Below are 25,978 nucleotides of genomic sequence, written 5' to 3' on the forward strand. Positions count from 1 at the left end.
GGGTGACGGGACCGCACGGGAGCGCGTTCTCCGGGCGCGTCGGGTGGGGCGAGCGGCCCGCGGTCGTCGTGGTCGACCTCGTGCGGGCCTACACCGAGGCGAACGGGCCCTTCGCTCTGCCGGGGCCCGGGCCAGCCGTCGCCGCGACGGAGCAGCTGGTCGACGCGGCGCGGGCTGCGGGGCACCCGGTCGTCTGGACCGTGGTGCGCTACTCCCCCGGCCTCGCCGACGGCGGCCTGTTCGTGCACAAGGTGCCCGCGCTGGCCGCGTTCGCCGAGGACGCAGAAGGCGGCTGGGGCGAGCTCACGCTGAAGCCCACCCCTGGCGAGCCGGTGGTGGTCAAGCAGTACGCCTCGGCGTTCTTCGGCACGTCCCTGGCGGCCACGCTGCACGCGGGCGGCGTCGACACGGTGGTCGTCACCGGCGTCTCGACCTCGGGATGCGTACGGGCCACCGCCACGGACGCGCTCAACCACGGCTTCCGCCCGCAGGTGGTGCGGCAGGCGTGCGCCGACCGGTCCGCCGAGCTGCACGACAACAACCTCGCCGACCTCGACGCGAAGTACGCCGACGTGGTGGACCTGCCCGAAGCGCTCTCCCGGCTCCGGCCGTGAGTGGACACGAGTGCCGTATCCACTCACGACTCGGATCGGGCCAGCGCGCAGAGGACGTCGGGGTGGTCGGTCGTGACGCCGTCCACGGCGAGCTCGATCGCCGTCGCGAGGACCTGCCCGTCGGGCACTGGCCAGCCCGTGACCTCGAAGCCGCGCTCGTGCAGGTCGGCGACGCCCTCGACGGTGAGCCCTGCGATGCCGCAGAGCGCCGTGCCGGCGTCTGCGGCCGTGGTCCGGGCGACGATCTCGGCGTACGCCGGTGTGCGGCCGAGGATCAGCCCCGTCTCGACGTACGGCAGCTCCCGCCGGACCGCCAGCAGGACCTCCTCGTGCGACGACGTGACGAGGGTGCGGAGCGCCAGTTCGGGGTCGGCGCGCAACGACTCGGCCAGCAGCGGCACGGCGTCGGCTGCCTTGATCTCGGCCTGGAACCGGACGTCCACGGCCGCGACGGTCTCGGCCCACGTCGGCACCTGCTCGCCGAAGCCTGCGTCGAGCGCGCGGACCTCGTCGAGGGTCATCTCCGCGATCGCGCCGGAACCGTCGGTCGTGCGGTCGACGGTGGCGTCGTGCAGCACGACCAGCCGCCCGTCGGCCGTGACCCGGAGGTCGAGCTCGATCTCGTCGCAGCCCTCCCGCACCGCTCGGCGGAACGACCGCAGGGTGTTCTCGGGCTCGCTGCCCATCGCGCCGCGGTGGCCGGTGACGATCACGGGTGCACCTTCTCCTCGTACTGGCGCCGCACCTCGTCGGCGATGGACTCGAGCCGCCGGGCCACCGACCGGAACACGTCCCGCGGGGCGGCGTTGTCGGCGTAGATCTGCTGCAGGCCGGTGTAGATGGCCACGTTCGCGTTGCGGCCGTACAGCCGGATCGCGTCCTGCTGACGCGCCCGCGGCAGCTGCCGGATGGCCACGCCGTAGTTGGGTTCCTTCGCGATCAGGTCGACGAGCACCTGCTCCCGCTGGGCAGCGGTGACGACGGGGAGGTAGCCCGTCTCGGTCGTCCAGTGGGCCGCGATCTCGGGCCGGGCGAGGTGGGCGAGGAACACCGCGGCGGCCTGCTTGCGCTCGGCGGTGGCGTTGCGCATCATCCCGATCCCGCCGCCGCCGGTCGCGATGCCGGCCGCCACCTCCGACGGCACGAAGCCCGCTCCCACCGGGAAGGACGCCTTCTCCATGATCGTGCGCAGGCCACCGGTGCTGTCCTGCAGCATCGCGGTGAGGCCGCTCGAGAAGTCGGTGGAGGCGCTGCTCGCCATGTAGCCGTAGCCGTCCTCGTGCACCAGCCGCCGCTGCCACTCGCCGGCCGCGATCGCGCCGTCCTCGTCGATCGTGACGTCGAGACCGTTCGAGTAGGCGCCGCCGAACTGCCAGACGTTGCCCTGGAACTGCCAGTCACCGTCGATCTTGGCGAACGGGAGTGCGCGCAGCGACCGTCCGGCGGACTGCACCCCGGCGAGCGCGGGCGCCCACTCCCGCAGCTCGCTCCACGTCTCCGGGGCGCGGTCCGGGAGCCCGGCCCGGGCGAACGCATCGCGGTTGTAGTAGAGCATCGGTGTGCTGCGGGCGAACGGGATCCACCAGCTACGGCCCTGCAGCACACCTTCGGCGAACAGCTTCGGCTCGTACACGCCCGGTTCGAACCCCGGCCTGAAGTACCCGTCCAGCGGCTCCAGCGCGTCGCCCAGGTAGAACCGCTCCCACGTGACGTCGGAGAAGATCGCGATGTCCGGCACCTGCCCGGCGATCAGCGACGCGGCCACCTTCTGCGCGGTGTCGTCGTAGCTGCCCTGGTACTGCGCCTCGACGTAGACGTCGTCCTGCGAGTCGTTGAACCCCGTGACCAGCTCGGCGAGCACCTTGCCGTTGCGGCCGCTGTAGGAGTGCCAGAACACGACGCGCACCCGCCCGGCGTACTGCGCGGGCACGGTGCCGGCGGGCTGGCCATACTCGGCGTCTGGCGAGCGGAACCCGCAGCCCGCGGCGAGCCCGGCGGTGCCGAGCAGGGCGAGGAACGAACGCCGGGTCCGTGCTGCCGTGGTCATCCCTTCACCGCCCCCGCCGTGATGCCCCCGACGATCCAGCGCTGCGCCACGAAGAAGATCACCAGCATCGGCGCGAGGACGATCAGCGTGCCCGCCATGATCGTGCCCCAGTTGGAGAGGCCTTCCTGGTCCTTGAGGATCAGCAGGCCGACGGGCAGCGTGCGCATCTCGGCGGTGTTGGTGACGATCAGCGGCCACACGAAGTTGTTCCACTCCTCCACGGCGGTGATCACGACGACCGTCACGAGCATCGGGCGCGACATCGGCAGCACGACCTGCCACAGCGTGCGCAGGTGTCCCGCGCCGTCCACGGACGCCGCGTCCGTCACCTCGCGCGGCAGCGTGCGGAAGTGCTGGCGCATCAGGAACGTGGCGAACGCCGAGCCGATGCCCGGGATGATCAGCCCGGCGTAGGTGTTGATCCAGCCGAGCGTGGCGACGGTGAGGTAGTTGGGCAGCAGCGTGACGTGGCCGGGCACCATCATCGCGCCGAGGATCACGAGGAAGAGCGCGTTCTTGAACGGGAACCGCAGGTGGACGAAGGCGTACGCGGTGAGCACGGCGTTGGCCACCTTGAGCGCCGTGCCGGCCACCGTCGCGATCGTGGAGTTGAGGAAGAACCGGTCGAACGGAGCCGCGTCCCACGCCAGCCCGAAGTTCTCCCACGTCAGCCGGCTCGGCCACCACGCGGGCGGGAACTGGTAGATCTCGTCCGGCGCCTTCAGCGCGGTGGTGACGAGCCAGTACAGCGGCCCGAGGAACACCGCCGCGACACCGAGCAGCAGCACGTACTGCACGGCTCGGGTCATCCCACCCGTCCTCACAGGTGCATCCGCCTCTCCATGATCCGGGCCTGCACGGCCGTCACGATCAGCAGGAGCACGAACATGATCATCGACAGCGTGGCGGCCCGTCCGGCGTCGAACGCCTCGAAGCCCTCGCTGTAGATGGCCCAGCTGAGCGTGGTGGTGGCGTCGCCGGGTCCGCCGCCGGTCATCACCGCGATCACGTCGAACGCCTGGAAGGTGCCGATCACGGTGGTGATCAGCAGGAAGAAGGTGATCGGCCGCAGCTGCGGGAGCGTGACCCGGCGGAACCGCGTCCAGCTGCCCGCCCCGTCGAGGACCGCGGCCTCGTCGAGCTCGCGGGGCAGGCCCTGCATGCCGGTCAGGTAGATCAGCGCGGCGAAGCCGGCGTTCTTCCACAGGTAGACGATCACCAGGCCGAACAGCGCCCCGTCGGAGGAGTTCACCAGGTCGGGTGCGGTGATCCCGAGCGGGTCGAGCAGGGCGCGCACCAGCCCGTAGCCGGGGTCGAAGACGAACAGCCACAGCGTGGCGACCGCGGCACCGGAGAGCACGTGCGGCGCGAACGAGAGCGTGCGCACGATCCGGCTCCCCATCAGGGGCTGGTCGAGCAGCACCGCGAGCGCCAGCCCGATCAGCAAGCTGCCGGCCACGATCAGGCCGGTGAAGGCCACGGTGACCCACAGCGTCTGGTGGAACGCCGGGTCGGTGAGCGTGCGGGCGTAGTTGGCGAGCCCGACGAACGTCGGCCTGACCGCGATCATGTTCCAGTCGGTGAGGCTGAGGTAGGCGTTGTAGACGATCGGCCAGTACGCGAAGACCGCGATCACGATCAGGTTCGGCGCCACCATCAGCGCGAACAACCCGTACTCCCGGAGCGGGCGGGGACGCGCGCTCGCGGCCGGCCGGACGGGAGCGTCCGGATGGGCCCGGACGGTCTCGCCGAGAGCGGTCATGCCCGCCTCCTCGTCGTGGTGGGCGTCACGGGCGGCAAGTTATCATCGGATCGTGGGTTCGAACAGCCCACGTATGTGATGTTCTGCGTTAGTTCACAGATTCCGGAAGTGGGCAACCGGCGGGACGCTCCGCGCGTCATCCCACGGGCCGCAACGGACGTTGCGATCGACGTGGGGACGGGGAGCGCATGAACGTCAGGGGAACCGCCGCGTGAGAAGGCTTGACCGACACCGGGCGGACCCGACCCGATGACCCGGCCCGGAACCCAGTCCCGGGAGCCGGACGCCTACCGCACGATCCCGATGTTCGCGCCCGCCCGACCGCGGGTGCCATCGGCACAGCCCGCGGCGGCCCCGGACCGGGCCCGGTGGAACAACTTCACGCGCACCGACCTGCAGACCCAGCCGATGCTGATCGTGCCCCCGACGGCGGCGAGTACGGGGAGGAAGGCGGGGGCGGGCGAAGGCCTCGCCCTGTCGATCAGCTCCGCGCTCGGCGCGCTCGCCGGGCTGGTCAGCTGGCTCCTCGCCGCCCACCTGCTGCCCCAGGCCGAGGTCGGCCACGCCGCGGGCGTCGTGTCCGCGTTCATCCTGATCGCGGGGATCGCCCAGCTCAACCTGGGCCTCGGCCTTATCCGCTGGCTACCGGTGGCCGGCCGGCACGCCCCACCCCTCGTGTGGCGGAGCCTCCTGCTGATCATGCCCCTGTCCGCCGTCGCCGGGCTGGGCTACGTCCTCTTCGTGCCCGACCTGGCCCGGACAGTGGCCGGTCCGCACGGCCCACCGGCGCTCGGCATGTGCCTGTTCGCCCTCGCCGCCGCCGGGTGGGGCGTGTTCGTCGTGCACGACTACATCCTCGTCGCGATCGGCAGGCCTTGGTGGGCGGTCTGGCGCAACGGCCTGTTCGCCGTCGTCCGGATCACCCTGCTCGTCGTGCTCGGCACCACACTCGGCGCCCAGGGGGTCGTCCTGTCCTGGGTCGGCCCGATCGTCGTGTGGATCGCCGCGGGCTCGCTCGTCCTCCTGGTCGTCGTCCGCCGCTTCGCCCGCGCCCACGCCGGCACCGGCGTGATGCCCACCCGGTCCGAGGTCGTCGGCTTCCTCGCGCCGACCGCCACCGCCCAGGTCGGCTACACGCTGCTGCTCAACCAGGTCCCCCTCGTGGTGATCCTGCGCTTCGGACCCGAGTCCGGTGCGGCGTTCTTCATCGCCTGGCAGGCCACGGTCGTCCTGGAGACCGCGGCGAACTACTACATGCACTCCCTGTCGGCCGGCTGGGCCAGAGAGCCCGAACGAGCCGCCGAGCTGACGTCGTCCTCCCGCAGACGGCTCCTGGTGATCTTCCTGCCGCTGCTGGCACTGGGCGCGCTGCTCGCAGGCCCGGGGCTGTCCATCTTCGGCGCGGGCTACGCCTCGGCCGCCGACATGCTCAGGCTGTTGCTGCTGGGGCTCGCGTTCCGGCTGGTCGTCGTGCACGAGCTCGGCGTGCGCACCGCCGCGGGCCACGGCATGGCCTACGCCCGCCTCCACACGGCCAGCACCCTGCTCGTGCTGGTCGTCGCGCTCGTCGTCCCGGCGTCGACGGTGCCGGATCCGGGCGGCGTCAGCTCGGCGCTCCTGCCCGTCACCCTCGGCTACGTCGCCGTCCAGGTCGTGTGCGCGGCACACGTCGTGCTGGTCCGGATGCTGGGACGGGCCCCTGGCAGCAGGGCGGCCTGACGCTCACACCTCGACGACCTCCACCCGAGCCCCCTGGTCCCGGAGGGCGGCGACCTGCTCGGCGGGCGCCTGGTCGTCCACCAGCACGAGGTCGAAGTCGGTGAGCGGGGCGAGCCGGTGCAGCGCGGTGCGGCGCAGCTTCGCGTTGTCGACCAGGAGCACCCGCGTGCGGGCCGAGCGCAGCATCGCGCGCTTGACCAGCACGATCTCCTGCTCCTGGTGGTAAGCGTGGGTCGGGGACACCGCGGAGACGCTGCAGAACAGCAGGTCGGTCTGCAGCGCCTCGACGGCCTCTGCACAGGGCACCCCGCCGAACGAGTCGTGGGTGGGTGAGTAGATGCCGCCGAGCACGATCAGCCGGACGTCGGGCATCGCGGTGAGCAGCGAGACGGCCGGCAGGAAGTTGGTCGCGACCGTGAGCGGTGCGACGTCCTCCAGCTGGCGGACCACCGCGAGCGCGCTGGTGGAGTCGTCCAGCATCACCGACATGCCCGGTTCGACCATGGCGCGCGCACGGCGGGCGAGAGCCTGCTTCTGCGCCTGCGCCGTGTTGAGGCGGTAGGCGACGTTGCTCTCGAACACGCTGGTCGGCTGCGCCGTGACCCCGCCCCGGTACTTGCGCACGACCCCCTGGCGCTCAAGGGCGTCGAGGTCCCGGTGCACCGTCATGAGGCTGACGCCGAACGCCTCCACCAGCTCGTGGGCCGTGGCGGTGCCGTGCTGGACGACGTACGCCGCGATCTCGGCCTGCCGCCGAGCCGGGCGCCGGGCCGTCGCGTCGATCCCTTCGGTACTGCCTGCCGTCACCCCACCATCTCACCAGACCCGCAGGAGGCGTTCCGCTCCCTCGGCCAGCTCCCGCACCACGTCCGCTGCCGGACGCACGGCGGTGACGTGCTCGACGCCGCTGCCGGCGTAGAGCGCCATGGCGTGGATCTGCCCGTGCACGGCCTTGTGCGGCGGCATCCCGGCGCGCGCCGGGAGCTGCTGGTCACCGGCGCTGCCGACCGTCTCCCCCTCGACGGCCTCCACCGCCGCGATCGCCGAGCGCAGCGCCCGCGCCCGCGGCAACGTCGCGCACATCGGGCACTCCGCGAACGCGTCGGTGATCTCCGTGCTCTCGGGGCCGGCGGCCAGCAGCGCGAGTACGTACTCGGGATGCGCCCCCGACTCCGGCGTCGCGAGGAACCGGGTGCCGATCCGGACCCCGTCCGCCCCGCCCGCGAGCACCGCGGCCAGCGCGCGTGGCTCCGCGATGCCGCCCGCGGCCAGCACCGGCACGTCCACCGCGCGGAGCACGGCGGTGAGCAGCGGCAGCAGCGGCGCGTCGCCGCGCACGTGGCCGCCGGCCTCCCGGCCCTGCACGGTGACGATGTCCGCGCCGGCCTCGACCGCGAGCACGGCGTCGGACAGCGACCCCACCTGCCAGTTCACCAGCGCACCGCCCTCGTGCGCGGCGTCGACGAGCTTCGCGTGCGGGGTGTTCCAGTAGAAGTCGACGATCCGCGCCCGTTCACCCGCCACTGCGACGGCGGCCGGATCGACCTGCTCGGTGATGAAGTTGACCGCGAGCGCGCCCGCCCCGCGGTCCATCCAGCTGTCGAGCTGGGCGGCGAGCGCCTGCGGCTCCGCACCGATCGGCGCGCTGACCGTCCCGACGCCGCCCGCCCGCGCCACCGCGAGCGCAAGGCGGGGCGGCGCGACCAGGCCCATCGGTGCCTGCTGGATCGGGATCTCGCAGCCGACGAGCTCGGTGAACCGGGTGCTCAGCATCGTCCAAGGATGGCCCGCTGCGGCGCCCAGGTCGAGTTGTCCACAACTTCGCCGGAACGCCCACGGGATCATGGTTCGCGGCGACACGCTCCCCGCATGACGATCCCGAACCCCGCCGAAGCTCCCCTCCTGCTCACCGACTCCGAGGTACACCGACGCGTGGAACAGCTGGTCGGCCGGGCCACGGCCACCCGACAACTGTGGATCATGTTCGTCGACGGCGACGGTCGACAGGCGCCGGTGATCCTGCCGATCTCCGACATCCCGCCGCGTCCCGAGGCGCCCGTGATCGACAACCTCGCCGCCGTGATGGCGGGCATGTGCGCCGACCTCACCACCGACGTGGGCGGTGGCAGCGTCATCCTCACCCTGGAACGCATCGGACGCGACGCCGTGCTGGCGGGCGACCGGCAGTGGGCGGACGCGCTGCGGGAGGCGTGCGTCCGCACCGGCGCGGATGTGCGCGGCATCTACCTCAGCACGAGCGGCGGCATCCACCGCATCCTGTCGGGGTAGCGGTGCAGACTGGCCTTCGTGACCACTCCTGATCTCGCCCCGGTTCGCGCCATCGTCGCCCGCGACCACGGCCTGGCCGGCGTCAGCGTCGTGCGTGCCGACGGCACCCCGCACGCCTCGCTGGTCAACGCGGGCGTGCTCGACCACCCGATCACCGGGCGCCCGGTCGTCGGGTACGTCACCTACGGCCCGGTGAAGCTGCGCACCCTGCGCGAGCGCCCGGCCACCTCCATCATGTGGCGGGCCGGCTGGGAGTGGGTCGGCGTCGACGGCACGAGCGAGCTGATCGGCCCCGACGACCCGGCCGACGGCGTCGACGCCGATGGCCTGCGGCTGCTGCTGCGGGCGGTGTTCACCGGCGCGGGTGGCACCCACGACGACTGGGACACCTACGACCGCGTCATGCGCGAGGAACGCCGCGTGGCCGTGCTCGTCGAGCCTTCGCGGGTGTACGGCACCTACTCCTCCTGAACCTGCGCGCCCAGCGAGCGCACGAGGTCGCGCAGCTCCGCCTCGTACAGCTTCGCCGGGTCGGTGGTCTGCCCGCGCAGGTGGCCGTACACCTCGAGCGCGACGAGCCCATGCATCCGCCCCCAGACCCGCAGGGCGAGTCCGACCGCGGCGGGCGGGAGGTCGGGGAACTCGCGGCGCACCTCGGCCACCAGCCCGGGCGCGAAGTCGGACCACTCGGCGGCGGGCTGGTGCGGCGCCGCCTGCGGCCACACCGCGGCGACGAGCTGGGTCAGCCCCATGCAGGCACGGTGCGCCGGCTCGGCCGCCACCCCGCCTTCGCGTGGCCGGTAGCCGGGCACGGCGTCGCCGTAGACGAGGCGGAAGCCCGCCGGGTTGGCCACCGACCACTCCCGTAGGGCCTGGCCCCATGCGACGATCCGCCCACCCGCGTCGTCCGGGGGCCGGGCGTCGCGCGCCGCCTCCACCGCGTCCACGAGCGACGTGTACACGTCGGTGATCAGCCGGTTGATCAGGTCGTCCCGGGTGGGGAAGTAGCCGTAGATCGCCCCGGCCGTCATGCCCATCTCGCGGGCGATCGCACGGAGCGTCACCGCGTCCGGGCCGCCCTCGGCGAGCAGCGCGAGCGCGGTTGCGGTGATCTCCTCGGTCGTCTCCGCCCGCAGGCGCTCCCGCCTGCTCCGGGTTACTGCCGCCACCCTTGACACTCTACGGCGTACGTCTACTCTTCCTCGTGTAGTTACTACACGCCGTTCAGAAGATGCACGGGGGACGACCAATGGATATCGGCGTACTGGGCGCGACTGGCGTGATCGGCGGCCGCGTGGTCACGGAGGCGCTCGACCGCGGGCACCGCGTCACCGCGTTCACCCGCTCCGCCACCCGCATCCCGACCGCGCGGGGGGCGGTGCGGTGGGCCGTGACCGACCCGCGCGACCCCGCCCGCCTCGCCACCGACGTCGCAGGGCTCGACGTGCTCGTCAACGCGACCAACGCGGGGAACGACGTCCCCGAGACCATCGCGAACGCCGACGCGCTCCCGGCCACCGCCCGCGCATTGCTCGCGGCGATGGAGACAATCCCCCGGCTGCGCCTGGTCGTCATCGGCGGAGCAGGGAGCCTGGAGGTGGAGCCGGGCAGGCGGGTCGTCGACCTCGATGGGTTCGCGGAGAACCTGCCGGAGTCGCTCGGGGTACCCGCCGACTACGTGCGCGTCGTGCGGGCGCACGTCGAGGCACTGGACCTCTACCGCCTGTCGGACCGCAACTGGACCTACGTCAGCCCGTCGGCCGCGCTCGTGCAGCCGGGCGAGCGCACCCGACGGTTCCGGCTCGGCGGCGACCAACTCCTGGTGCGCGAGGACGGCACCAGCGACATCTCCGCGGACGACCTCGCCGTCGCCGTGCTGGACGAGATCGAGCTACCCCGGTTCGTCCAGCGGCGGTTCACGGTCGGCTACTAGCGCCCGGATCCGCGCCGCCTGCGCGAGCTGCACGGCCCGGCCGCGCTCCAGGAAGTCGGCGATCAGCTCCAGCTCGGCCGCGCTCCACCGCTGCATCTCCGCCACCCCCGCCTCCCCGACCGGCCCGTAGATCCGCTCGGCCAGCTCGCGGGCGGACGGGGTGAGAGCGACGACCGCGCGCCTCCGGTCCTCGGGGTCCGGCTCGCGGGTCAGGTGTCCCCGCGCGACGAGCCGCTGGATCGCGGTCGTCGCGGCCGCGGGGCTCAGGTGCACGGCGGCGGCGACCTGCCCCGCGGTCAGGGGGCCGTCCAGCACCGCGCCGAGGATCCGCAGGTCGGTGGGATTGACGCCGAAGACATCCGCCGCCGCCGCGTCGACGACGCCTGCGGCGTCACCGAACTCGGCCGCCGCCCGCGCCGCCCGTTCCACCGCCAATTGCTTCGACACTCGAAGGAGTCTAGCCTGGAGCCGAATCATTTCGACGATCGAAAGGACTGTCGTGGCGACACGCACCCTCCCGAGTTGGCTCCCCGCCGTGAACCGCGTGGTCAGGCTGTTGCAGCGGCTGGGACTGCAGCTCGGCACGATCCACGTGCTGACCGTGCCGGGCCGCGTGTCCGGTGCGCCGCGACCCACCCCCGTCTCCCCGCTCACCGTCGACGGCCGCCGGTACGTGATCGCGGCACTGTCGCAGGCGGACTGGGCCCGCAACGTCCGGGCCGCGGGCGCGGGCGAGCTGGCCCACGGGCGGCACCGGCGACAGGTCGCGCTCACCGAGGTCACCGACCCCGATCTCCGGCGCACGGTAGTGCGCGCCTTCCCCACCGAGGTGCCGCACGGCGTCCAGTTCTTCGTGCGCCTCGGGCTCGTGAAGAGGGGCGATCCCGACGAGTTCGCCGGGATCGCCGACCGGGTCGCGGTGTTCGAGCTGCGCGAGGTGTGACGTCAGCGTTGCGCGAGCCGGGAGCGGTGCCGGCTGTAGAAGACGTAGATCACCAGTCCGAGCGCGAACCAGGCGAGGAACCGCAGCCAGGTGATCGGTTCGAGCAGGGCGATCAGCCAGATCGAGAACACGATGCCGACCGCCGGCACGACCGGCATCCACGGGAGGCGGAACGAGCGCGGGAGGTCGGGGCGGCGGTAGCGGAGCACGATCACCGCGACGCACACCACGATGAACGCGAGCAGGATCCCGATGTTGGTCAGGTCGGCGACCTCTTCGATCGGCAGGAAACCGGCGAACAGGGCGGCGACGATCCCGAGCACCCACGTGATCCGCGCGGGCTGGTGGTGGACGTCATCGGTCCGGGCGAACCACTGGGGCAGGAGCCCGTCGCGGCTCATCGCGTAGCCGACCCGCGCGGCACCCATGAGGAACGTGAAGAGCACGGTGAGGATGCCGAGGATCGCACCCGCCGCGATGATCGCGCCCAGCAGTGGCAGGCCGACGGAGTTGAACGCCCCGGTGAAGGGCGCGTCGGTGTTGATGTCCCGGTAGTTGACCATTCCGGTGAGCACCAGGCAGGCGAGCACGTAGAGCACCATCGAGATCGCGAGCGAGTAGAGGATCGCCCTCGGCATGTGCCGCTGCGAGTCCTTGGACTCCTCGGCCGCGGTGCTCATGGCGTCGTAGCCGAACACCGCGAAGAACACCGTGGCCGCACCGGCGAGCGCACCACCGATCCCGAACGGCAGGAACGGGTTGTAGTTCTCCGTGTTGATGTGGAAGACGCCGACCCCGATCACGAGGAGGACGACGGCCACCTTCAGGTAGACGAGGGACGTCTCGAACCGGGCCGCGCTGCGCATCCCGCGGGTGAGCACGAACGCGATCAACAGGCAGAGCAGCACCGCGAACAGGTCGACGACGTAGCTGCCCGGCGCCACGCCGTCCGGCTCGGTGCCGGGCGCGCCCAGCATCCACGTCGGCAACGACACGCCCAGGTAGCTCAGCAGCTCACCGAGGTAGCCGGAGATGCCGATCGCGACGACGCCGACGATCGCGGTGTACTCCAGGAGCAGGTCCCACCCGATGAACCACGCGGCGAACTCCCCGAGCACCACGTAGCCGTACGTGTAGGCCGATCCCGCCTTCGGGATCAGCCCCGCGAACTCCGCGTAGGAGAACGCGGCCGCCGCACTCGCGACGCCCGCGACGAGGAACGAGATCACGACGCCCGGCCCGGCCTCCCCGTTCGCGACGACGCCTGCGAGCGAGAAGATCCCGGCGCCGATGATGCCGCCGATGCCGATCGCCGTGAGCTGCCACAGCCCGAGCGTCTTGGTCAGACCGCCACCGCGGTCCTCCTCCACGTCGTCGATCGGCTTGCGCCGCAACAGCGCACTGGTGGGTCCGGTCACATCTCCTCCTCGAAACAGAACCGATCAACCACGGGACATCAGCGACCGCGCGAAGAACGCGAGGTTGGCAGGCCGCTCCGCCAGCCGGCGCATGAAGTACCCGAACCACTCCGTGCCGTACGGCAGGTAGACCCGCACCTGCAGCCCGCGTGCGGCGAGGTCGGTCTGCGCGTTGGGGCGCACGCCGTAGAGCATCTGCAGCTCGTAGTCGCGAACGGAGCGGCCGTACCGCTGCGCGAGGTGGCGGGCGATCGCGACCAGCCGCGGGTCGTGCGTCGCCACCATCGGGAGGCCCCGTCCGCTCATGAGGATCTTGAGGCACCGGACGTAGGACAGGTCGACCTCGGCGGCGCTGCGGTATGCCACCGACTCGGGTTCGTCGTATGCGCCCTTGCACAGCCGGACGCGGGAGCCGGGGCCGGCCAGGTCCCGGCAGTCGCCCTCGGTGCGGCGCAGCTGCGACTGCAGCACCGCCCCCACCCAGGGGAAGTCCAGGCGCAGGTCGCGCACGGTGGTCAGGGTGGCGTCGGTGGTGGTGTGGTCCTCCATGTCGACGGTGACCGTGGTGCCCACCGCGGCCGCCGCCTCGCACACCTGCCGCGCCGAGTCGAGCGCGATCTTCTCGCCGTCCCGCGGCAGCCGCTGCCCGAACGCCGACAGCTTCACCGACACCTCGACCCGGTCGGCCAGCCCCTCGTCCCCGAGCCGCCGCAGGAGCGACCGGTACGCGGCGACGAGCGCGTCGGCCTGTGCGCGATCGGTGGTGTCCTCGCCGAGGTGGTCCACCGTGACGAGCCGGTCGGTCGTGATCGTGCGCGCCGCGGCGATCGCCGCGTCGACCGTCGTACCGGCGACGAAACGCTGGACGAGCGGCTCGAACGGCCCGGCCTCCACGGCGGCGCGCACGACGCCCGACCGGGCCGCCGCCAGCAGGGTGCTGCGAAGCATGCGAGGGACCGTAGATCGTGAGGGACCGCGCATGCTTGTCCGAGCGGACAACGTTTCCACAGCACCCTGGTCTGACTGGACAGTTAGTGACCTGGCCAGCCCCACCGCGGCCGCGCCACTACGACGATCGCGCGATCTTGCCTCGGCCCATCAGGAGACACGATCACTCCCGTCGCGCCGCAACTGCCGGCGAGCACCGGCCCGGCCGCAGCGAGATCCTCGACGAGGAGCCCGGACGGCAGGCGGACCCAGCACCGAGCCTGGTCGACCCGGCACCGCGAGCGGACGATCGCGGGAAGCCGGCCGTCCCTCGTGATGACGCCGCCGCGAACGAAGCCCAGCCGCAGCCGATGCGGCACGATCGCCCGCTGGAGCACCCCGAACAGCGCATCCCGCACCGGTTCGACCAGCGCCGCAACGGCCGCAGCCGTCACGCCCAGGACGATCCCGAGCGCGACGGCTCCCGGACCGCCGAGCAGACCGACCGCCGACCACGACGCCGCACCGAGCAACGCCACGATCGCCAGCTCGTACCACCACCGAACAACGACAACCGCCGGGTGCGGACGTCGCCTCAGCGGCGGGAAGAAGCGACGGACGTCGGCCGTGGTGACCGGTTTGTCGATCGCCTGTCGTTCGTCGGGCCGGGTACACTTGCAATTGCATGGATCACTAGTACTCTCCATGTCGTTCCACCTCTTGCCTGTGCATCTGGACGGCGAGCCGCGGAACAGACGTCGCAGGTGTTCGCGCACCGGCGACATCAACAGTGGCGACCGGGGCGGGCTCGCTTGCCTCGTCGCCCACGGAGGAAGCGCTGCACCGGTCTCATCCACCGGATGCGGCGCTTCTCTCGTTTCAGGCCTCGTCGCGCCCTGCAGAACGGGCACGCGGCTTCGCGGAGACGGCGTCCTGACGACCACCCCCCACCCTCACCGGGGTCGCAGCGACCGCGCGGTACGACACCCACGATCGCCGTGGCGACACACTGATAGTGCGGGGCAATGTGCCTCACCGCAAGTGGTGAAGCTGCTACCGTCACGAGCCGTGCACCAGATCCGTCCGAACGGCCGAAGCGGTTCATGACGTGGAGCCAACGCCTCCGACCGCTCGCCGCGAGCTGGGCAACCTGCTGCGAGAACTCCGGCTGGGCCGTGAGCTTGGCCTCGAGGCCGTGGCCCGGCGGGTTGACCTCACTCCCGGGTTCCTCTCACGCGTAGAACGCGGGCTCCGCGGCATCGGCGACGACAAGGCGGAGCGACTGAGCGAGTTCTACGGGCTCCCCCCACGCGTACGCGAGAGAGTGAGGCAACTTGCCCCCATCACGAGGGCGAAGACCTGGTGGGAGACCGCCCCGATGGCTCGTCCGACGCGGGAGTACATAGGCTTCGAGCAGGCCGCGACAGCGATCATGAGCTATGGCTCGATCGTTCACGGACTCCTGCAGACGCAGGCCTACTGCGAAGCGATGGTGGGCGGAACATCGATCACGACCCCCGCCGAACACACAGCCGCCACGGTCGAGCGACGCCTTCGCAGGCAGGAGGTGCTTGGACGACCGGAGCCGCCGTGGGTTTGGATCATTCTGGACGAGTCAGCACTGCATCGCACGATCGGAGATCCCCCGACGATGCGAGATCAGCTCCTTGCTCTGCTCGCCGCGACGGACCGCGCCCGAGTTTCTGTCCGAATCATCCCCTTCTCGGCGGGCGCGCATGCCGGCTTGGACAGCCGCTTCACAATGGTCAGCACCAGGAACGACCACGCACCGGAACTGGTATACGTAGAAGGCCTGTCCGGGGCGCGAACCTTGTTCGAAGCCCATGACCTCGCAAGATACGCAGAGGCCTGGCAGGCACTCGCGGCGCTTGCGCTGCCCGACAAGGACAGCAGGAACCTCATCGGGCGAACCGCCCACGACACGACGACCCCGATGTAAGCGTCGTCTATTGAGAACGATAGCGTCGCGCGCGCCCGACGCTCCCCACGACCCAATGCGCGCGAACTGACCGGCCTTCGGGAGGAACAAGCGCGCCCTCCGGAGGCACTGGACACATGGTCGACCAGGATCCCTTGCGCTGGATCAAGGCATCTCGTAGCTACGCGCACGGTGAATGTGTGGAGCTCGCCCGCGACCGCGAGATAATCCGACTCCGGGACAGCAAGAATCCCGACGTGCATCTGCACTTCCCCCGCGCCGAGGTTGCAGCCTTCATCGACAGAGCCCAGCGCGGCGAGCTCGACGACCTGCTCGGCTAGCGTCCCTCTCGCGAAGACTCAAGCCCAGTCGTACGCCAGGCACGGCCCGACAAACACTCAAGTACTGCCGAAGCGGTCAGGATGTCCTGACCGCGCCGAGCAGCACGTAAGGGACGTCGAGGCGACCCTGGTGTGCTGATCGGACGATCATCGGCTCTGTCTTGCCGCGCGGCAGGTCTCGTCCAACCGGCTAAGGTTCGCCCACTCCCCTCGTCCGATCCGACGAGCCGCGAGGAGGCGGACCATGGACACCACGCTCCGCAGGCTCCTCGCCGCCATCGGCGAGCCGCTGGTGGAGGTGGCTGCGGCCCCGGCCGGGCTGGACGTCCCGCTCACCGGGCTCGCGATCGTCGACCCCGACGACGAGCCGGATCGTTATCCCGGTCAGCTCGTACTGGTGATCGGGGTGCGGGGCCGCGCCGCCACGGCGGCGTTGCGGGCCGCCGCCCGGCGGGGCGCCGCGGCGGTGGCGGTGAAGGCGGGCGGCCCCGACCACCTGCTGCGGGCCGCCGCGACGGACGCCGGGGCCGCGCTGCTGCTCGTGCGGCCGGACGTGCGCTGGGAGCGGCTCGAGTCGCTCGCGCGCGACGTCCTGCACGAGGGCGGGGCGGCGGGTGACGACGGCTCGGGCGACCTGTACTCGCTAGCGCAAACGGTCGCGCTGCTGACCCGCGGCGTCGTCAGCATCGAGGACACGGCGAGCCGGGTGCTCGCCTACTCCCGCTCCGACGCCGACGCGGCGCAGATCGACGAGATGCGCAGGCTCTCGATCCTCGGCCGCCAGGGCCCCGCGGACTACCTGCGGATGCTGCGCGAGTGGGGCGTGTTCGACCGGTTGCGTGACAGCGAGGACGTCGTCCAGCTCGACGAGCACGCCGAGCTGGGCATCCGGCGCCGGCTGGCGATCGGCATCCACGCGGGCCGCCGCCAGCTCGGCACGATCTGGGTGCAGGAGGGCGCCGAGCCGTTCGCCGAGCGCGCGGCGGAGGTGCTGGTCGGCGCGGCCCGGGTCGCGGCCGGCCACCTCGTGCGGCGTCGCAGCCAGCAGGCACCCGGGGGGCGGTGGGAGCGGGACCTGATGGTCGGGCTGCTCGACGGGCGGGCGAGCCCCGACCTGGTGGCCGGCACGTTCGGGCTGAACGAGGACGCGGGCGCGCTCGTCGTCGCGTTCGCCGTACGAGATGGTGACGCCGCCGCCCAGGAGCTGGTCGTCGCCGAGCTCGTCGAGGTGGTCTCGGTGCACGCGGCGGCGCACCGGCGGGCCGCGCTCTGCGCCGCGGTCGGGGGCCGGGTGTACGCGGTCCTGCCGGAGGTCCACGGGACCGACGGGGCGCTCACCCTGTGCACCGAGGTCGTGGCCGCCGCCCGGCGGCGCAGCGGGATCCGGGTCCAGGCGGGGATCGGTTCGCCGGCGGCGGAGCTGGCCGGCGTGCCGGGCTCCCGGCGCGAGGCCGACCGGGTGCTCGACGCGATGGGCGAGTCCCAGGACGTCGCGGTGTTCGGGGAGATCCGCGCCGAGGTGCTGCTCACCCAGACCCTCGGGCTGCTGGCGGCCAACCCCGACCTGCGCGACCCCGGCGTGGCCCGGCTCGTGGCCTACGACCGGGAGCACCGCACCGACCTCGTCGGCTCGGTGGTGGCGTGGCTCGACGCGATGGGCGACGTCCGGACCGCGGCGGAACGGCTCACCGTGCACCCCAACACCCTCCGCTACCGCGTACGGCGCGCGACGGCGATCGCCGGCCTGCGCCTGGACGACCCGCGGGCCCGGCTGGTGCACCACCTGCAGCTGCTGGCCGCGGGTCGCGACCGCTCCTGACGCTGGAGACCGCACTTGACAGGACCGCCTCTCGGCGCAACACTGAACTATATGGTTCAGTGTTCGGACGGGCTCGACGACTCCTTCCGGGCGCTGTCCGACCGGACCCGCCGCGGGATCCTCGAGCGCCTCGGCGCGCGCGAGGCGTCCGTCAGCGAGCTCGCCGAGCACTTCGGCATGACGCTCACGGGGATGAAGAAGCACATCGCCGTGCTCGAGGAGGCGGGCCTGGTCAGCACGGAGAAGGTCGGCCGGGTCCGGATCTGCCGGATCGGCCCGCGCCGGCTGGAGGACGAGACCGCGTGGATCGCGCGGTACCGGGAGATGCTCGAGGCACGCCTCGATCGGCTGGGCGAGTTCCTCGAACGGACGAAGGGAGAGCAGTGATGACCGAGGCGGCGATCACGACGCCCGCGGAGCGGGAGATCCACATCGAGCGCGTCTTCGACGCCCCGCTCGCCAGGGTGTGGCAGGCCTACACCGACCCCGACCTGATCGCGCAGTGGTGGGGCGGAGGCGGCGAGAAGGTCGTCGTCGAGCGCATGGAGGTCGAGCGCGGCGGCCACTGGAGGTTCGTCGCGCACGGCCCGGAGGGCAGCGACGGGTTCGAGGGCCGCTACCGCGAGGTCACCCCGCAGGAGCGGATCGTGCAGACGTTCGAGTGGGACGGCATGCCCGGCCACGTCGCGGTCGAGACGGCGACCTTCACCGACCTCGGCGACGGCCGCACGAAGGTCACGACCACGTCGCTGTTCCACACCACCGAGGAGCGCGACGGCATGCTGAGCTCCGGCATGGAGCACGGGCTCAACGCGAGCTACGCCGCGCTCGACGCCCTGCTCGCCAAGGAGTCCTGACGAGCGCGGGCTCGTCCGTCCGGACAACGGTCGACGGAAATCGTTGTTGCGGTGGACAAGCCCGCGGGCGTTGCGGCTTCCTAGGGTTCAAGGCACCTCCGACCCTGGGGAGTCCCCTGCCATGGACGCGATCACCACCACTCCGGTCCCGCGGAACGAGCCGGTGCGCGACTACGCGCCGGGTTCGCCGGAACGCGCGGGCCTCCAGGCCGCGCTCGCCGAGCTGGGCGGGGTGCGGCACGAGCTGACCGTCACCATCGACGGCCGACGGCAGATGGCGAGCGGCACGCCCTTCGACGTGGTCGCCCCGCACGACCACGCGCACGTGCTGGGCACCTCCGCGAACGCCGGGCACAGCGAGGCGAAGGCCGCCGTCGAGGCCGCGCTGCGGGCCGCGCCCGCCTGGCGGGCGCTCCCGTTCGAGGAGCGGGCCGCGGTGCTGCTGCGTGCCGCGGACCTGCTGTCCGGCCCGTGGCGGGACCGGTTGAACGCCGCCACCATGCTCGGCCAGAGCAAGACCTGCTACCAGGCCGAGATCGACTCCGCGTGCGAGCTCGCCGACTTCTGGCGCTTCAACGTGGCGTTCGCCCGGCAGATCCTGGAGAACCAGCCGAACAGCGGCGCCGGTGCGTGGAACCGGATGGACTACCGGCCGCTGGAGGGGTTCGTCTACGCGATCACCCCGTTCAACTTCACCGCGATCGCCGGGAACCTGCCCACCGCGCCCGCGCTGATGGGCAACACGGTCATCTGGAAGCCGTCGCCGACGCAGACGCTCGCGGCGTTCTACACGATGCGGCTGCTGGAGGAGGCGGGCCTGCCCCCTGGCGTGATCAACATGCTGACCGGAGACGGCCGCGACATCTCCGAGGTGCTGCTCTCCGACCGGGCGCTCGCCGGTATCCACTTCACCGGGTCGTCGGCCACGTTCCAGTACCTGTGGCAGCAGGTCGGGGCCAACATCGGCACCTACGCCGGCTACCCGCGGCTGGTCGGCGAGACCGGTGGCAAGGACTTCGTCGTGGCGCACGCGTCCGCCGACGTCGACGTGCTGCGCACCGCACTCGTCCGCGGCGCGTTCGAGTACCAGGGCCAGAAGTGCTCGGCGGCGTCGCGCGCGTTCATCCCGCGCTCGGTGTGGACCCGGCTGCGTGACGACCTCGTCGAGGAGGTCGAGAGCCTGCCGATGGGCGACGTCGAGGACTTCGGCAACTTCCTCGGCGCCGTCATCGACCGCAGGTCCTACGACAAGGTCACGACGGCGATCGAGCGCGCGCACTCCGACCCGGGGCTCGAGGTGATCGCGGGCGGCTCGGCCGACGACAGCACCGGCTTCTTCGTGCGGCCCACGATCGTCGTCGGCGGTGACCCCGGGCACGAGATGTTCTCCACCGAGTACTTCGGCCCGTTGCTCGCCGTCAACGTGTACGAGGACGCGCAGTTCGAGCAGGTCCTCGAACACGTCGACCGGGGTGCGCCGTACGGGCTCACGGGTGCGGTGATCGCGCAGGACCGGGCGGCGATCGCCACGGCGGCGGAGGCGCTGCGCTTCGCAGCGGGCAACTTCTACGTCAACGACAAGCCGACCGGCGCCGTCGTCGGCCAGCAGCCCTTCGGCGGCGGCCGGGCGTCGGGCACCAACGACAAGGCCGGCTCGATCTACAACCTGCTGCGCTGGGTGAGCCCCCGCACGATCAAGGAGACCTTCGTGCCCGCGACGACGAGCCGCTACCCGCACCAGGGCTGAGGCTCACGTCCCCGCGAGGACGCGCACGACGTCGAGCAGGGACCGGTCGTCACCGACGTTGCCGGGGAACACGACGTAGGGGATGCCTGCGGCCGGCCCGCCGACCGGCTCCCAGAGCGAGACGATGCCGGGCAGCATCGGCCCGCGGACGATCGCGTGGCGGATCTGCAGGCCCTCGCTCGCGACGTCGGACGAGGTGATCCCGCCCTTGGCGATCACGAATCGGGGCGGGTGCTCGGCGAGGGTCCGCCGCACGACCTCGACGAGGGCGGCCGAGACGGTGCGCGCGATGCGCAGGCTCTCCTCCGGCGTGTCGGCCCGCACCAGCACGCGGCTGGTGTGGAGCACGACCTCGCCGTCGGCGAGACCGGCGACGACGTCGGCGACCACCGCGTCGACCTCCTCGGCCGCGCCGTCGAGCAGCTTCCCGACCTCCAGCTCGACGACACGGGCGCACGGGTGCTCGGCCCGCAGCACGTCGAACTGCCGGGTGGTGAGACCGACGTGGGAGCCGATGACCACGAGCCCGCCACCGGCGGCGGATGGCCGGCCCGCGAACGCGTCGTCGGCCGTGAGCGGCGCCCGGACCTCCTGCCCGATCCGGCCCCGGACGAACGGCGGCCCCACCCGGTACAGCAGCGTCTTGCCCCGCCGCTCCGCCTCGGCGAGCCCGAGGGCGAGCGCTCGCAGGTCGTTCTCCGTGACGATGTCGGCGACGGCGGGCACGCCGCCGGTGGCGCCGTCCAGTGCGTCCGCGATCGCATCGGCCCCGCCGCGGATCACGTTCAGGTCGAGGACGAGCACGTCCCGCGCCGGGTACCGGCCACCGGACTTCTCCTCCACGTACTCGGCCAGCCGGGACCGGGTGAACCCGAACGTCGCGTCCTGCGCGAACTCGGTCTCGGCCACCGGGACGAGCCCGCCCGCCCCGTCGCGCATGTAGTGGGTGCCGCCGATCGTCACGCGCCCCGCGTCCGGGAACGCGGGCACGATCACCACGGCGTCCGTGCGCGTGCCGGACGCCTGCGCCAGCTCGTCGGCGATCACCTCGGGTTCCAGCGGGAAGTGCCCGCGCAGCGTGGAGTCGCTGCGGCTGACGAACGCGAGCGGCATCTCGCGCGCCGCCGCGAGTGCGTTGCGCACGACCTCGCGGTTGCGCTTCGCGGCCTCGTCCGGGTCGAGGCTCCTGGTGTTGGTGAGCACGTACACCGCGGGGGCGTGCTGCGCGAAGGCCCATTCGAAGTCCGCGCTCGCCCACCGCGTGAGCACCGGCAGGTCGGCGACGGACTGGGTGCCGGTCGGATCGTCGTCGAGCACCACGAGCGTGCGTCCCGAGGCAGCGACGGAGGCCGCCACCTCACTCGCCGGGATCTCGACCTCGGGCGGGTAGCTCGCGAGCAGCTCCGACTCGATCACGCTCATGAGATCTGGAGCCCGCCGTTGATGTCGTAGGTCGCCGCCGTGATCCACCCGGCGTCGTCGCCGAGCAGGAACGCGATGAGCGCCGCGACCTCCTCGCGGGTGCCGACGCGGCCGAGCAGGGTGTCGGCGGACATCGCCGCCTTGCGCTCGTCGGTGAGCGTGCCGCCCATGATGTCGGTGTCGATCGGCCCCGGCGTCACCACGTTGACCGTGATCCCGTGCTCCCCCACCTCGCGGGCCAGCGCGCGGGTGAAGCCGATGATCGCGGCCTTCGACGCGCTGTAGGCGACCTTCGAGTAGGTACCGCCGCCGCGCTGCGCCGAGACCGACGAGACGCTGACGACCCGGCCCTGCTTCCGTTCGATCATGCCCCGCATCACCCGCTGGGTGACGATGAACGTGCCGCGCATGTTGATCGCGAACACGCGGTCCCAGCCCTCCACCGTCTCGTTCATGAAAGGGACGGGCGAGGCGATCCCGGCGACGTTGGCCAGCCCGACGATCGGCGGCAGGTCGGCCTCCACCTGCGCGATCGCCGCGTCGACTGCACCGGAGTCGGAGACGTCCGCGCCGATGCCGAGCGCCGGCACGCCATGGGCCTCCCCGATCTCGGCGGCCGCGGCCCGCGCCTCGTCGGCGTCGATGTCCAGCACCGCGATCGCCCAGCCCTCGCGGGCCAGCCGGTCGGCGGTGGCGCGGCCGATGCCGCGCGGGGAGGCCGCGCCGGTCAGCACGGCGGTGCGTCCGTTCTCGGTCATGCCGTCCCTCCTAGTAGGTCTCGATCACGCGCGAGTCGTCCCGCGCGGCCAGGCCGGCATCTGCGGCCTGCAGGTAGCGGCCCCGCGCCACGTCGAGCAACGGGGTACCGGCGCCCACCGCACCCGCGGCGTCGGCCACGAGGCCGCTGTCCTTGACGAAGATCGAGATCGCACTGGCCACGTCGACCTCGGTGCCCTGCAGCATGCGCGGGCCGCGGTCGGACAGCATGAACGAGCCGGCGGCACCCTGCTCGACCAGCGCGAGGACCTGGGCCTGGTCCAGGCCGAGCTTGCCCGCCAGCGCGAGCGCCTCGGCGGCCGCCACGATGTGGATCGCGCACAGGTGCTGGTTCACGACCTTGATCGCCTGCCCCGCCCCGACCTCGTCGCCCACCTCGCGGACGACGCCGAGCGCGTCGAGCACCGGACGGGCCGCGGCGACGTCCGCGGCCGGGCCCGACGCGAACAGCGTGAGCTCACCGGTGGCGGCGCGCGCGACACCACCGGTCACGGGCACGTCGAGCACCGAGGCGCCGGCAGCCGTCAGCCGCGCGGCCTGCGCGCGCACCGACTCCGGCCCCACGGTGCTCATCACGATCCAGCACTGGCCCGCGACGTCCCCGGCGAGCGCCTCGGTGACGAGGGCGTCGAGCTGGTCGGGCGTTGCCACCATGGCGACCACGAACTCCGCGCGCGGCGCATCGCCGAAGCCGCCCACCGCGGTCACGCCCGCGGCGGCAGCGCGTTCGCGCGCGGCGGGGAGCGTGTCGACGCCGGTCGTGTCGTGGCCGGCGTCGACCAGCCTGCGGGCCATCGGGAGCCCGATGGCCCCGACCCCGACGAACGTGACGGCTGACATGGAAGGTCCTCCCTAGGAGTGGCTGATCGCGCTGCACCCGACGACACCGCGCCCGACGACAGCGCTCTCGACAACAGCGCGCCAGACGACGAAGTGGCGGCGCATCGCGGCGCCCGCCGCGGCACCGTCGCGGGCGGCGAGCGCCTCGACGACCTCGTAGTGCACGGCGTCGGACGGCCGCGGCGAGCCGTCGGCCTGCGGTTCACGTTCCGCGGCCAGCCGCCTGCGGTCGACGATCGCGCCGCGCAGGACGTGCGCGAGGCCGTCCCGCATCAAGGTGAAGATCGGGTTGTCGACCACGGTGAACAGGCGGCGGTGGAACGCCAGGTCGGCCTCGAGGGCGCGTTCGTGGTCTCCGGCGCCGGCCGCCAGCACCATCGCGTCGACGAGCGCGCGCAGCTCGGCCACGTCGTCCTCGGCGACGCGCTCGGCCGCCGCCTCGGCCACGGAGACCTCCAGCATCTCCCGCGCGGCGCTGAACTGGTCGTGCGTCAGCTGGCCGAGCTGGCGGGAGAGGTCGAAGTAGAGCCGCAGGAACCCGGCGTCGGGGACCTGGAGGTAGGACCCCCGGCCCTGCGTCCGGTCGAGGAAGCCCAGCATCTCCAGCATGGACAGCTGCTCCCGCAGCGAGCCGCGGCTGACCTGCAGGCTCGCCCCGAGCTCGCGCTCGGTCGGCAGCCGCAGCCGTCCGGTGCCGGGTTCGGGTACGGCCTGCTCCGCGAGGCTGCGGACCAGGGACGACAGATCCATCTCCGAACCTCCCCGGCGATTGGTTCGACCAATCTAGCGCAATTGGTTCAACCTTTCCAGTCGAGCTGGTGCTCCGGTACGCCCACGCTCCTCCCGTACGCGGCGACGTGCGCCCGCGCGGGCTCGTCCCCGCGCCGGTACCGGAACGAGCGACCGGCGAAGACCACGACATGGTCAGCCCCCACCTGGAAGTCCGCGTACCAGCCACCCTCCTCCAAGAGGGCCCCGGCCAGCGCATCGGCGAGCTCGCCCGCCCGCTCGTCGGGCGCCTCGACATCGAGGAGCGTCCACACCGGCGGCTGACCCGGCCCCGCGCCCGCCGAGACGTCCTCCCGCCACATCCGGACCACGCGCAGGTCGGGCACTTCCACCACGACACCGGGCCGGAGGCTCTCGGCGAGGATGCGTCCACGGAGCATCACCCGATCATGGCCTGCCGAGCACGTCCGCCACCACCGGCAACGCGCGCTCCAGCTCGTCGCCGGTCGGGCCCGCGTAGCCGAGGACGATCCCCGCACCGGCCGGCGTTCCGGAGTAGTGCCGGGCGAGCCCGTCGAGCCGCACGCCCCGCGCCGCCGCGTCGCGCACGACCGCCAGCTCGGTGGCGGCGTCGGGCAGCGGCACCACGACGTGCGCGCCCGCCGCGTCGCCCTCCACCGCGAGCCCGGCGGCCTGCACGGCAGTGACGACGGCCGCCCTCCGTCCGGCCAGCTCCCGCCGCAGCCGCCGCAGGTGCCGCGCCAGGTCGCCGTGGACGCCGAACGCGGCGAAGACCCGCTGCCCGGCCCGCGCGGGCCGGCCGCCGGAACGCCGGCGGGCGGCCAGCACCGCGTCGCGGACCTCGGGCGGCGCGACCAGCCACCCCACGCCGAGGGTGGGCGTGAGCAGCTTGCTCGCGGTGCCCAGGTGGACCACCACGTCGGGTCCGAGCGCCGCGAGCAGCGGCAGCGGCGCGACGTCGAACCGGAGCTCACCGTCGTAGTCGTCCTCCAGCACGAGGAACCCCTCGGCGCGCGCCCGTTCCACCAGTGCCACCCGCCGCGCGGCCGAGAGCCGCGAACCCGTCGGGTACTGGTGCGCAGGCGTGCAGTAGACGGCCGCGAGGCCGGTGGGGAGCGCGTCCACGACGAGGCCTGCGGCGTCCACCGGCACGCTCGTGACGTCGAGCCCGGCGTCGCGGAGAGCGGCGACGGCCCGCTGGTAGCCCGGCTCCTCGACGGCCACCCGGGCGCCCGCGGGCAAGGTGCGGGCCAGCTCCCCGATCGCGGACGTGCTGCCGCCGGTCGCGAGCACGTCGGCGGGATCGGCCGGCAGGCCCCGGTGGCGCAGCAGGTGCTCGACCACGACGATCCGGAACGCGTCCAGGCCCACGTCGTCCGGCTCGACGTCGGGCGCCGCGTCGCCTGCCGCCCGCCAGGCCCGCCGCCACGCGGCCCGGTCGAGCGAGGCGACGCAGGGCGCCCCGGCGCTCAGGTCGACGTGGGCGGGCTCGGCACGCCGGGCGGGCGCGACGGCGGCCCGCACCCGCGGCGGCCCGGCCGGCGCTCCCACCACGTACGTGCCCGACCCGCGCCGCCCCTGCGCCCAACCCTCGGCGAGCAGCTGGTCGTACGCCGCGGCCGTCACGGTGCGGCTGACACCCAGCGTCGCGGCGAGCGCCCGTGTCGAAGGGAGGCGGTCACCCGCGCGCAGGGTGCCGTCGGCGGTGGCGGCGCGCAGCGCGTCGGCGAGCTGGACGGCGAGCGGGCGCGGTGCGGTCCGGTCCAGCGGAAGCGGTGGCAGGTCCACGAGTGGCCTTCCGAAGTCGAGCGGAAGTGGCCCTGCCACGATGCCA

General features: G+C 72.5%; 29 protein-coding genes. 12 read left to right on the plus strand and 17 right to left on the minus strand.

Annotated elements, in window-relative coordinates; all coding sequences use genetic code 11:
* The first annotated feature begins 2 nt into the window (after positions 1-2).
* Complete coding sequence (locus tag FB388_RS25355) at positions 3-614, plus strand: isochorismatase family protein (protein WP_142104667.1); 612 nt, start codon at positions 3-5, stop codon at positions 612-614.
* Positions 615-637: 23 nt separating this feature from the next.
* On the opposite strand, the gene FB388_RS25360 is transcribed toward FB388_RS25355, so the two are convergent.
* Genes FB388_RS25360 through FB388_RS25375 form a run of 4 tightly spaced genes read right to left on the minus strand, consistent with a single transcriptional unit; the run spans position 638 to position 4,423 of the window.
* Positions 638-1,327 carry a glycerophosphodiester phosphodiesterase gene (locus tag FB388_RS25360; protein WP_211362214.1) on the minus strand — a complete coding sequence of 230 codons (690 nt, stop codon included), beginning with the start codon at positions 1,325-1,327 and terminating at the stop codon, positions 638-640.
* Positions 1,324-2,661, minus strand: a complete 1,338-nt coding sequence (locus FB388_RS25365) for an ABC transporter substrate-binding protein (RefSeq protein WP_142104668.1) — start codon at positions 2,659-2,661, stop codon at positions 1,324-1,326. The genes FB388_RS25360 and FB388_RS25365 overlap by 4 nt, the downstream gene beginning before the upstream one ends.
* The gene (locus tag FB388_RS25370; RefSeq protein WP_142104669.1) at positions 2,658-3,470 is read right to left on the minus strand and encodes a carbohydrate ABC transporter permease; all 813 of its coding nucleotides are present in this window, start codon (positions 3,468-3,470) and stop codon (positions 2,658-2,660) included. The genes FB388_RS25365 and FB388_RS25370 overlap by 4 nt, the downstream gene beginning before the upstream one ends.
* An 11-nt stretch (positions 3,471-3,481) precedes the next feature.
* Entirely contained in the window at positions 3,482-4,423 is a 942-nt protein-coding gene (locus FB388_RS25375; RefSeq protein WP_142104670.1) for a carbohydrate ABC transporter permease, read from the minus strand.
* 249 nt (positions 4,424-4,672) lie between these two features.
* Between FB388_RS25375 and FB388_RS25380 the strand changes: the two genes are divergently transcribed.
* Positions 4,673-6,142, plus strand: coding sequence for a lipopolysaccharide biosynthesis protein (locus tag FB388_RS25380; protein WP_142104671.1), 1,470 nt, complete (start codon positions 4,673-4,675; stop codon positions 6,140-6,142).
* A gap of 3 nt (positions 6,143-6,145) precedes the next feature.
* On the opposite strand, the gene FB388_RS25385 is transcribed toward FB388_RS25380, so the two are convergent.
* Positions 6,146-6,949, minus strand: a complete 804-nt coding sequence (locus FB388_RS25385; protein WP_246122387.1) for a DeoR/GlpR family DNA-binding transcription regulator — start codon at positions 6,947-6,949, stop codon at positions 6,146-6,148.
* Between the two features lie 9 nt (positions 6,950-6,958).
* Positions 6,959-7,915: an NAD(P)H-dependent flavin oxidoreductase gene (locus FB388_RS25390; protein ID WP_142104672.1), complete on the minus strand. Its 957-nt coding sequence runs from the start codon at positions 7,913-7,915 to the stop codon at positions 6,959-6,961.
* Between the two features lie 96 nt (positions 7,916-8,011).
* On the opposite strand from FB388_RS25390, the gene FB388_RS25395 reads away from it, so the two are divergent.
* Together FB388_RS25395 and FB388_RS25400 are read left to right on the plus strand one after the other, a co-directional pair.
* Positions 8,012-8,431: a hypothetical protein gene (locus tag FB388_RS25395; protein ID WP_142104673.1), complete on the plus strand. Its 420-nt coding sequence runs from the start codon at positions 8,012-8,014 to the stop codon at positions 8,429-8,431.
* An 18-nt stretch (positions 8,432-8,449) separates the two neighbouring features.
* Entirely contained in the window at positions 8,450-8,902 is a 453-nt protein-coding gene (locus FB388_RS25400; RefSeq protein ID WP_142104674.1) for a pyridoxamine 5'-phosphate oxidase family protein, read from the plus strand.
* Here the strand turns inward: FB388_RS25400 and FB388_RS25405 are convergent.
* Positions 8,890-9,600, minus strand: a complete 711-nt coding sequence (locus FB388_RS25405; RefSeq protein WP_142104675.1) for a TetR/AcrR family transcriptional regulator — start codon at positions 9,598-9,600, stop codon at positions 8,890-8,892. The two genes, FB388_RS25400 and FB388_RS25405, sit on opposite strands and share 13 nt — an antisense overlap.
* A gap of 80 nt (positions 9,601-9,680) precedes the next feature.
* On the opposite strand from FB388_RS25405, the gene FB388_RS25410 reads away from it, so the two are divergent.
* A complete protein-coding gene (locus FB388_RS25410) occupies positions 9,681-10,364 on the plus strand; it encodes an NAD(P)-dependent oxidoreductase (RefSeq protein ID WP_142104676.1) in 684 nt (227 codons plus the stop codon).
* Here the strand turns inward: FB388_RS25410 and FB388_RS25415 are convergent.
* Positions 10,323-10,811 carry a MarR family winged helix-turn-helix transcriptional regulator gene (locus FB388_RS25415; protein ID WP_170225825.1) on the minus strand — a complete coding sequence of 163 codons (489 nt, stop codon included), beginning with the start codon at positions 10,809-10,811 and terminating at the stop codon, positions 10,323-10,325. The genes FB388_RS25410 and FB388_RS25415 overlap by 42 nt on opposite strands.
* An 88-nt stretch (positions 10,812-10,899) precedes the next feature.
* On the opposite strand from FB388_RS25415, the gene FB388_RS25420 reads away from it, so the two are divergent.
* Positions 10,900-11,307 (plus strand): nitroreductase/quinone reductase family protein, encoded by a 408-nt coding sequence (locus tag FB388_RS25420; RefSeq protein ID WP_246122389.1) that lies wholly within the window; start codon positions 10,900-10,902, stop codon positions 11,305-11,307.
* Between the two features lie 2 nt (positions 11,308-11,309).
* Here FB388_RS25420 and FB388_RS25425 read toward each other — a convergent pair whose 3' ends face one another.
* From FB388_RS25425 to FB388_RS25435, 3 genes are all read right to left on the minus strand, one after another.
* Positions 11,310-12,725 carry an amino acid permease gene (locus FB388_RS25425; protein WP_246122391.1) on the minus strand — a complete coding sequence of 472 codons (1,416 nt, stop codon included), beginning with the start codon at positions 12,723-12,725 and terminating at the stop codon, positions 11,310-11,312.
* A 24-nt stretch (positions 12,726-12,749) separates the two neighbouring features.
* Positions 12,750-13,673, minus strand: coding sequence for a proline dehydrogenase family protein (locus tag FB388_RS25430; RefSeq protein WP_142104679.1), 924 nt, complete (start codon positions 13,671-13,673; stop codon positions 12,750-12,752).
* A gap of 83 nt (positions 13,674-13,756) precedes the next feature.
* Positions 13,757-14,428, minus strand: a complete 672-nt coding sequence (locus FB388_RS25435) for a hypothetical protein (RefSeq protein ID WP_142104680.1) — start codon at positions 14,426-14,428, stop codon at positions 13,757-13,759.
* 332 nt (positions 14,429-14,760) lie between these two features.
* Between FB388_RS25435 and FB388_RS25440 the strand changes: the two genes are divergently transcribed.
* From FB388_RS25440 to pruA, 6 genes are all read left to right on the plus strand, one after another.
* Positions 14,761-15,612, plus strand: a complete 852-nt coding sequence (locus FB388_RS25440) for a helix-turn-helix domain-containing protein (protein ID WP_142104681.1) — start codon at positions 14,761-14,763, stop codon at positions 15,610-15,612.
* A 116-nt stretch (positions 15,613-15,728) separates the two neighbouring features.
* Positions 15,729-15,932: a DUF397 domain-containing protein gene (locus tag FB388_RS25445; RefSeq protein WP_142104682.1), complete on the plus strand. Its 204-nt coding sequence runs from the start codon at positions 15,729-15,731 to the stop codon at positions 15,930-15,932.
* A 244-nt stretch (positions 15,933-16,176) separates the two neighbouring features.
* Positions 16,177-17,751 (plus strand): PucR family transcriptional regulator, encoded by a 1,575-nt coding sequence (locus FB388_RS25450; RefSeq protein WP_142104683.1) that lies wholly within the window; start codon positions 16,177-16,179, stop codon positions 17,749-17,751.
* Between the two features lie 51 nt (positions 17,752-17,802).
* Positions 17,803-18,138 carry an ArsR/SmtB family transcription factor gene (locus FB388_RS25455; RefSeq protein WP_142104684.1) on the plus strand — a complete coding sequence of 112 codons (336 nt, stop codon included), beginning with the start codon at positions 17,803-17,805 and terminating at the stop codon, positions 18,136-18,138.
* Positions 18,138-18,608 carry an SRPBCC family protein gene (locus FB388_RS25460; RefSeq protein WP_142104685.1) on the plus strand — a complete coding sequence of 157 codons (471 nt, stop codon included), beginning with the start codon at positions 18,138-18,140 and terminating at the stop codon, positions 18,606-18,608. The genes FB388_RS25455 and FB388_RS25460 overlap by 1 nt, the downstream gene beginning before the upstream one ends.
* Positions 18,609-18,729: 121 nt before the next feature.
* Positions 18,730-20,355, plus strand: a complete 1,626-nt coding sequence (gene pruA / locus FB388_RS25465) for an L-glutamate gamma-semialdehyde dehydrogenase (protein ID WP_142104686.1) — start codon at positions 18,730-18,732, stop codon at positions 20,353-20,355.
* Between the two features lie 3 nt (positions 20,356-20,358).
* Here pruA and FB388_RS25470 read toward each other — a convergent pair whose 3' ends face one another.
* Genes FB388_RS25470 through pdxR form a run of 6 tightly spaced genes read right to left on the minus strand, consistent with a single transcriptional unit; the run spans position 20,359 to position 25,971 of the window.
* The gene (locus FB388_RS25470) at positions 20,359-21,777 is read right to left on the minus strand and encodes a four-carbon acid sugar kinase family protein (RefSeq protein WP_142104687.1); all 1,419 of its coding nucleotides are present in this window, start codon (positions 21,775-21,777) and stop codon (positions 20,359-20,361) included.
* Entirely contained in the window at positions 21,774-22,535 is a 762-nt protein-coding gene (locus FB388_RS25475; RefSeq protein ID WP_142104688.1) for an SDR family NAD(P)-dependent oxidoreductase, read from the minus strand. Before FB388_RS25475 ends, FB388_RS25470 begins: the two co-directional genes overlap by 4 nt.
* 10 nt (positions 22,536-22,545) lie before the next feature.
* Entirely contained in the window at positions 22,546-23,394 is an 849-nt protein-coding gene (locus FB388_RS25480; protein WP_142104689.1) for an NAD(P)-dependent oxidoreductase, read from the minus strand.
* 12 nt (positions 23,395-23,406) lie between these two features.
* The gene (locus tag FB388_RS25485) at positions 23,407-24,144 is read right to left on the minus strand and encodes a FadR/GntR family transcriptional regulator (RefSeq protein WP_142104690.1); all 738 of its coding nucleotides are present in this window, start codon (positions 24,142-24,144) and stop codon (positions 23,407-23,409) included.
* Positions 24,145-24,191: 47 nt separating this feature from the next.
* Entirely contained in the window at positions 24,192-24,563 is a 372-nt protein-coding gene (locus tag FB388_RS25490; RefSeq protein WP_142104691.1) for a hypothetical protein, read from the minus strand.
* A 7-nt stretch (positions 24,564-24,570) separates the two neighbouring features.
* A complete protein-coding gene (pdxR, locus tag FB388_RS25495) occupies positions 24,571-25,971 on the minus strand; it encodes a MocR-like pyridoxine biosynthesis transcription factor PdxR (RefSeq protein ID WP_246122393.1) in 1,401 nt (466 codons plus the stop codon).
* Between the last annotated feature and the right edge of the window lie 7 nt (positions 25,972-25,978).

It is taken from the genome of Pseudonocardia cypriaca (genome assembly GCF_006717045.1).
Classification (GTDB): domain Bacteria; phylum Actinomycetota; class Actinomycetes; order Mycobacteriales; family Pseudonocardiaceae; genus Pseudonocardia; species Pseudonocardia cypriaca.